Origin of the sequence: Sphingomonas sorbitolis, assembly GCF_036663875.1 — a bacterium.
Taxonomy (GTDB): domain Bacteria; phylum Pseudomonadota; class Alphaproteobacteria; order Sphingomonadales; family Sphingomonadaceae; genus Sphingomonas.
In genome coordinates, this window is record NZ_JAXOJS010000022.1 from 1 (window position 1) to 1603 (window position 1603).

1 protein-coding gene is annotated in these 1603 nt (G+C 55.6%); it reads right to left on the bottom strand.

The window, feature by feature from the left end; translation table 11 throughout:
* Window positions 1-1467 (bottom strand): condensation domain-containing protein (locus U1763_RS21075; protein WP_332756864.1); only part of this gene is annotated, 1467 nt, incomplete at its 3' end.
* Window positions 1468-1603 lie beyond the last annotated feature (136 nt).

Here is a 1603-nt window from a genome sequence, read left to right on the forward strand (position 1 = left end):
CAACAAGCCCTGCTGGAGCGGAGACAAAGGAAGAACGTCCGACACCCCCCGATGCTCGGACTCGAGGCGCTCGATCTCAGCCTGATCCAAAGATACCAAAGGCAAGTCTGAAGGTGTGAAGCCTCCTGCATCGGCACGGTTTGCGCAGCGCGCTAGGGCTGCGAGCGTAAGTAGCCATTTCTCGGACAGGGCTTTGATATCGGTCTCGGCAAAAAGTTCCCCCCCCCACGACCAGCTTGCAAAGATGGTCGGACCGTCTTCGCGGTCGGCGGTATGAGCATTCAGGACGACGGAATGGGGAAGCGGCCTTGCGATATCACCACTTCCCGCCAGAACGCTTGCCTCTGGGGCGGGTGCCCAGTCGACTCCGGATGGAGCATCGAACCGCCCCAAATAGTTAAAGCCGAACTGTGATTTTGCTTGTAGTTGATCGCCGCCATCGTCAGTCAGATATCGCAATATGCCATAGCCTATGCCGTTGTCAGGCAGTTGCCTAAGTTGTTCCTTAATGCGCTTGAGCGCCGCCCCGAGCGCCGGGCCATCCTCCGCTAACTGTTGAGGATCCAAATCTTCTATGTCTAGACGGAGCGGGAAGAGGCTGGTGAACCATCCTACGGTACGTGACAGATCCGCGCGTCGATTTTCCTCCCTACCATGCCCTTCAAGGTCGAGCAGTACGTCACTCGCGTTGCTAATGCCTCTTTCCCTGCGCCACCAGACAATCGCGACTACAAACGCCGTTAAAAGGATATCGTTAACGCGCGCGTGAAAAAGGAAGGGAAGCTTCGATAGTAAGGGACTCGCAACATCCGGTGGTACCGATAAGCTGAGGGAACGCAGAGTCGCTGCGGTGTCCCTCGCCGGATCGAGAGGCCGGCTTGAAATGAGCGGATCATTCCCCGACAACACATTTTTCCAGAAAGGTAGCTCCGCTTCGCGTTCCCCATTTCGAGCTTCCTCGTTAAGAATGTGTGCCCACTCACGATACGAGGTACCGATAGGCTCAAGGGCGGGTTGCCCTCCAACGGATATTGCTTCCCATGCACTCTGTAGATCAGGTAGCAGAATACGCCAGGAAACTCCATCGACGGTTAAGTGATGAATTACAAGCAAAAGGCGGCCAGCGTCGTTTGTCCCAGCATCAAGCCACACAGCATGGACTGATTTTCCAATTGCCAAGTTTAAACTACTTTCAGCCAGGTAGGTGGCATCCAACATGGCCGCCTCAAGCTCTGGGCCATACATCCCCTTCACGTCGATGCAGGACAAGCAGGCTTCGGCAAGGATTCTGCCGGGGGGAAGCACATCGAGTACTAAACTCTTTTTGTCTTCGCCCTCGGTCAGTGCAAGTCTGAGCGCGTCATGATGATCAAGAATGGCCTGGAGGGCAGACTCTAGACTTTCTCGTGTGGCAGACCTCGGGGTCTGCAGAAATACAGACTGGGTAAAGCGTTCGCCAAGCTTCAATCCGTCGAGGTACCAAGAGATTATTGGAGTTGGTGTCAGCAATCCCGTTGGAGAAATGGTTGTCCTGGAAAGGTCCTTAAGGGGGCGTGCGAGGCTGGCGAGCGCAGCTGCGGTGGGGTGCCGGAAGACGTCACCT